The 6,127-nt window shown below is 66.7% G+C and carries 3 protein-coding genes and 1 pseudogene; all 4 read left to right on the forward strand.

Features of this window, described 5'->3' with window-relative positions:
* Window positions 1–2: 2 nt before the first annotated feature.
* Complete coding sequence (locus tag D7W81_RS22430) at window positions 3–668, forward strand: hypothetical protein (protein WP_208721416.1); 666 nt, start codon at window positions 3–5, stop codon at window positions 666–668.
* A 31-nt stretch (window positions 669–699) separates the two neighbouring features.
* A pseudogene (locus D7W81_RS22435) lies at window positions 700–996 on the forward strand (IS66 family transposase); the annotation flags it as partial.
* A gap of 345 nt (window positions 997–1,341) precedes the next feature.
* On the forward strand, window positions 1,342–4,581 hold the full coding sequence (locus tag D7W81_RS22440) for an SNF2-related protein (protein ID WP_158621654.1): 3,240 nt from the start codon (window positions 1,342–1,344) through the stop codon (window positions 4,579–4,581).
* A 10-nt stretch (window positions 4,582–4,591) separates the two neighbouring features.
* Window positions 4,592–6,127: helicase-related protein (locus tag D7W81_RS42045; RefSeq protein ID WP_158621655.1), on the forward strand; the 1,536-nt coding region annotated here is incomplete at its 3' end.

Raw genomic sequence — 6,127 nt, forward strand, 5'->3', positions numbered from 1 at the left:
GCATGTCCCACGCCGAGGCCAGCGTCGTCCGCGAGCTGAAGCACCACCTGCTCACGCACGGGCTGCGCAAGTCGCGCGTCCTGCACCTGCTGGTGGATGCGCATCCCTCCTACGTCCGCAGCCCGTTCGCACGGGAGCTGGAGCCCATGACGCGGCTCACGCTGGAGGGCACCCGGCCGGACATCCTGTGCAGCGTGGCGCAGCCCGAAGGCGTCCTCGTCGCGGGCATCGAGGTGAAGGCGTCTGAGAGGGATTGGGTCCAGGGCCTGGGTCAGGCGCACAGCTACCGCGCGGGCGTCCATCACGCGTACCTCGCCCTGCCCGTCTCCGCCGAGGAGCTCCGCCCCCCCACCCTGGCGCAGGCGCGAAGCATGGGCGTGGGCATCCTCGCCCGGGACGCGAAGCACTGGGTGGAGGTCGCGCCGCCCGCGGATCCAACGCCGCTGCCCCGCGCCGTCAGTCAGGCCTCTTCGCTGCTCGAAGGCGTTCCCGCCGCGCGCAGCCTCCAGCTCAACCATCCGCTCAACTACCTCGCGGCCGCGTTCCTGGCGGACCGGGGTAAGCCGTCCCAGTCGGTGATCCAATCACTCGCCGCGCACTGGAAGGACCTGGGCAGCGACAGCTCCCGGCGGCACGCGGCCACCGGCGCCAACACGCTGGGCTGCTGAACGGGCTCTCTTCTATGCCTGAAAACTGCGGGACGCCCTCACCCGATTTGTCTCCGACGCACGCCTGCCTTTGGACAACAACCGCAGCGAAGGTGCACTGCGCAAGGCGGCCCTGGGCCGGAAGAATTTCCTCTTCGTGGGCCACGAGGCCGCAGGCGAGAACCTCGCGGGCCGCTACGCCCGCGTCGCCACCTGCGAGGCCAACAGCGTCAATCCCGAGGCATACCGCGTGGACGTAATCCTGCGCGTCCAGACGCACCAGAATGCGCACATCGGTGAGTTGCTGCCTCGCGAGTGGAAGCGGTTGCACGCCGCCGGCACTGTTTGAAGCCCTGTCCCGCCCTCGCTCATCAATCGCTCGCGACACGCGTTGAGCACGGCATTTGTCCGCCTTCAATCGAGCCGACACGTCGTTGGCCGGACGGTTACGCTTGTGCGGACGATGCATATCCCCCGCATTTGCATCTCCAATGCGTGATAGGGCCGAAGGGACCCGGGGGGCATGACGGGTACTCTAGCAGGCCACTCCCGGCGTCTCTTGGATCCTCGCGGAACACTGCGGGTGAGTTCATCACGCCCCACCAGCGTCCCCGGTATGAGCCGCCTGCAGGTCGTTCCCACAGTGGTAACTTCCGGATGCGATAGCGCCAGAAGCAACCGGGGCTCCTTTCAAATGACGAAGGCCAATTCGACGACAGGCTTGGACACGGGCGTACTCGCCTATCTCGTTCGTAATCCGGAACTCGGTCCAGTACGGGTCCAGGGCGGTGTCGCCGGAAGGCTGAGGGTCCGCCCGCTTAGAGGAGAGGCGCATGAAACAATCCTGGTGGATGCGACGGAACTCCGCCCCTTTCCGTTGTACGAGGGGCTGTCCGTACATGTCGCCTCTCAGGAACCGACAGTGGCGTACCGGGCCGCGCAGCTGCTCTCGGTAGATATTGGGGGAGCACTGCGCCGAGCCCTGGTGAGCGTGGACGGCGCGGAGGAGTGGGTAGAGGAGTCCCGCCTCGTCCCGCTGGCGTCTGAGAGCAAGGACCCGCTGGGGCTCCTGGAAAACGCGGAGTACCGCAGCCCCCGCCGCTTCTTCGCCCGGCGCGACCTCAGGAACACACTGTACGAACTCCACCGGGACTCGGAAGGCATCCCCACCCTCTTCGGAGCCCGCGTCCGCCCACTTGCGCACCAGCTGTACGCCGTCCGGCGCATCCTATGGAACCGCGCCCCCCGCTTTGTGCTCGCGGACGAGGTGGGTCTCGGCAAGACGATCGAGGCGGGCTACGTCATCCAGGCCCTCACTGCGGCGGATCCGAATTGCCCAGTGCTGGTAGTCACTCCGGGCGCCATGGCCCGGCAGTGGCTGTGCGAGCTGTACCTCCGCTTCGGCGCACGGGTCTTCTCCGAAGTGTCCGCTCCCCGCTGGGAGAAGGCGGATACGTCGGAGCGCCACTCGCTGGCGCAGCAGAAGTGGCTCATCGTCTCCACCACAGCGCTGGAGGGACACGCAGACCTCCGTGAATTGCTTGCCAACCGTACATGGGAACTGGTCGTGCTGGACGAGGCGCACCAAGTGCCGCCACGGCATCGGCTCTACCCTTGGTTCCGGACACTCGCCGAGCGCGCCCACGGCTTCCTCGCCCTCTCGGCCACTCCGTCCAAGCGCGAGACGGAAGGACTGCTAGGGCTCCTCGCCTTGGTGTCGCCGGACGTCTACTTTCCCGAGGACACTGCGACCCTTCAGCACCGGTTGGATGCGAAGAAGCGCATCTGGGATGCCCTGGCCTACAGCACCGAACTGTTAGATGCGACACGCCAGGCGGGCGAGGAACTCGACGAAGATGCTATCGCCAGCATCGCCGGGTACTGGGACGAGGTGGCCTCCGATGACCCGGTCTTCCAGAAACTGCTCGGGCAATTCCGCTCGGGGGAAGGTGAAGACGCGCTCGACCAACTCATTGGCTACGCACAGGAGTTCCACCGGATCGATCACCGGCTGATCCGCACCCGCCGCGCCACACTGGCCGCGCTTGAGATCCCTCGGAACCCACGCGTAGGCCAAGTTGCCAAGTACGAGGCGACTGCTGTGGAGAATCTCCTGGCCGAACACCTGGACCGGCTCTCTGCCTCGCCCGGGCTGACCGTGGAGCAGTGGACTTTGCGTAGCTTGTACCAGCGCTTCGCCTGCACGCCCCCAGAGCACTTCCTCGCCTTCCTACTCGCGCGAAAGAAGGCGCTCGGTGGCCCGATGAAGCCGGCCCCCTTGGAGCTGGCGCGGGCGCTGCGGAGCGATCCAGGTGCAGAGGAGGAAACGAGCCTTATCCAACGGCTAATCGCTACCACCCCACCGCTCCCGGACGAGGACTCCTGGCGGACAAAGGCACAAGGGCTCGCGGAGGAGTGGGCGGAGGAGGGGCCCTGTGCGCGTTATCGCTGGGCAGTGGACTGGATCCGAGCTCGGCTCGCGGAGGAACATGCGCGCAAGATCCTCGTCTTCTCCCAGGAGTGGGAGAACGTGGAGGATTTCGGGAAGTACCTCCACAAGGAGCTTCCCCAGGCGGGCATGCGCAAGTTTCATCATCGGCTCGAGCCACAGGAACTCGAGGAGGCCGCATGGAGGTTCCAGACCGACGCGAAGTGCCGCGTCCTCGTCTCGGATGAACTCGGTGGCGAGGGCCGCAATTTCGAGATGGCCTGGGCGGTGCTGCACCTGGACGTCCCGGCGTCGGTGACACGGTTGGAGCAGCGGCTCGGCCGGCTGGACCGGGTGGGCCGGCTGCCGAACCACCCCATCCACACTGTCCTCATGCATGGTCCCAACCGGACGGAGCAGTTGCTCGTCCAGTTGCACACGGAGGTGTTCCAGGTCCAGAGCCGCTCCATTGGCGGCCTGGAGTTCGACCTGCCTCGGCTCCAGCAATCCGTCTCAGACGCCGCGTGCGGTAAGAACACAGAGGGTGTGGCCGAAAGGCTGCGGGAAGAAATAGACCGACGGCTCGCCGAGACAGATAAGGAATTCGAAACCTCGCTGGACTCGTCCCGACCGGAACTGGATAGGGCGCGAGAGTTCGCCGAGGTTCTCGATGAGATGGAGCCAGAATCCGCCCAGTATGCGCTGATTGCCTGGTCGCGCGCGTTGGGGTTCCGGGACGATGGCATCGGGAATGGGCTCATCCAACTGAGGTGCGAGGCGGATCAACTGGAGGCGCCGCTGCCCGGCCTCGGCCGCGAAGAGCGAGTCGCGGGCACCTTCAGCCGGAAGCGAGCGCTGAAGGAAAACCGGGTCCAGTTCTTCGCCCCGGGCCACCGCCTCGTCGACACCCTGGTGGACGCCCTGGACACCACACCCATCGGGCGCGCCACCATCTTCCGGCGATCCGGGCTCGGCCCGCAGAACCGCGGCCAGTTCTTCCTGGTCGCGCTCGTCCGCGGCGTCCTGCGCGGCACCATCCCGCCAGGGTTGCTCGTCCGCGCCCGCAGCGGGCTGTGGCCCCGGGTCGAGGAAGTGGTGCTGAAGATAGATTCTCGCAACGAGGAGGAACCAGTAGAGGTGACGGATATGGCGCTCCGTGAGCGACTCCTCGCCCCGTACAGAGGGAAGGAGTTCGATCCGAAGGTGGAGCATGAACAACTGTCCGCCTTCGCCACGCCCGCGCTCTGGGTGGCCACTCGCACTGGTGTTGCACGAGCGCTGGAGATCGCCCGCGCAACGCTCAAAGTAGATCACGAGATGGTGGCCGACGAACTGGAGACGCTCCTCCAGCACGAACTTGGCTACTACCGAGGGGTGAGCGAGCGAGAGAGCCCGACCGAGGCGGCGCGCGCCCGTGCGGAGTTGGACGTCCGCAAGGCGTTGGTGGACTCCATCCGGCAGGCTTCCGTGGAGCTGGATGCCCTGGCCATGGTCCTGGGCGCGTGAGAGGGGACGCATGAGCGACTGGGACTTCCCCGACTGCGCGGACCTCAGCGCCGTGATTGCCAAAACACAATCAAGAGCGCGCCGAGCGCAAGAGGAAGCGGATGCGTCTCCAGACGCGGAAGCCCTCGCCTGGCGCTACGGCGCGTTGTCACGAACCCTAGAGGCATTTACTCGGTCCCGGAGGGAAGGTGCCGACCGGGGCGTCCTGCTCCGCGAAGCTGTCCGCCTGTGCGATGGCCACCTGAAGCTGCCCGAGACGGAGTTCTCTCTGAGAGAGCGCCAGCCGGAGTGGCTGCAGAGATTCGGCCTCTCTGTTCGCCCGGGACGTGGCGTGCAGCCTTCCATCGCGTTTGATCTGGGGTCGGTGGACCGGCATCCGCACGTACCCGAGAAGCTGGCCGTGGCGCTTCGGGAAACCCTCCAGCTGGATCCGAGGCTCCGCCGTTTCCGACAACATTCGGTTGCGGACGGCGCCCTCGTCCGGCTCTCGCGTCATTCCGAGTACCAGAATCCTACACAGAAGGCCGCCCTCCGGGCGCTGCTGACGATGCCACCAGGCGCCACGCTGCTAGCGAGCATGCCCACTGGAGGCGGCAAGAGCCTCCTGTTCCAACTGGGGGTCCGCTGGTGGCGAGAGCAGTCGAAGGACTGCAGTCCCTGCGCGGTCGTCATCGTGCCCACCGTCGCGCTCGCGCTTGCCCACGCAGACGCGCTGAAGAAGGAACCGGGGCTGGAGGGGAGCGAAGCCTTCGTCGGGGAGCTTTCCCACAGCGACCGGCATGAGTTGCTCCTGCGGTTCCGCCGGGGCGAGGTGCCGCTCCTGTTGATGTCACCTGAGATGGCACTGACGTCAGCCCGGGAAGCGCTGCTCGAGGCGGCCCGCCCCTCCTCCGACCGCAGCTCCGTTCTGCGGGGACACCTCCAGGGTTTCTTCGTGGATGAGGCACATATCATCGAGAGCTGGGGACGGACCTTCCGCCCAGACTTCCAACGCCTGCCCGGCCTCGTCCAGGCGCTACGCGCGAAGAACCCGGCGCTGCGCACCGTCCTGCTCTCCGCAACGTTTGGCGCTGAGGCGCACACGCTGATTGAGAAGCAATACGGCGCCGGCACGTTCCTGCCCGTAGTGGCCGGATGCCCCCGGACGGAACTCGACCTCGTCGTCCAGAACTTCAGCAATTCCGCCGGGCGCGACGCCACCCTGCTCCAGGTCCTCGACGTCCTACCCCGGCCGGCGCTCGTCTACACCACCCGCCCGAAAGATGCGGAAGAGATCGCCCAGCAACTCCGACGGCGCGACTACGCGCGCCTGGCCGTCGTCACTGGCGAGACGACCGGAAGCGACAGGGGCGACGTGGTGCGCCGCTGGAGGGCGGGGGAGTTGGACTTGGTGGTAGCCACCGCCGCCTTCGGGATGGGCATCGACAAGACCGACGTGCGCGCCGTCGTCCATGCCTGCCTGCCAGAGGATGCCGCCCGATACTACCAGGAGATCGGCCGGGCGGGCCGGGATGGGCACCCGTCGCTCGCGCTGCTGCTGAGCAAT

Source organism: Corallococcus aberystwythensis (assembly GCF_003612165.1).
Taxonomy (GTDB): Bacteria; Myxococcota; Myxococcia; order Myxococcales; family Myxococcaceae; genus Corallococcus; species Corallococcus aberystwythensis.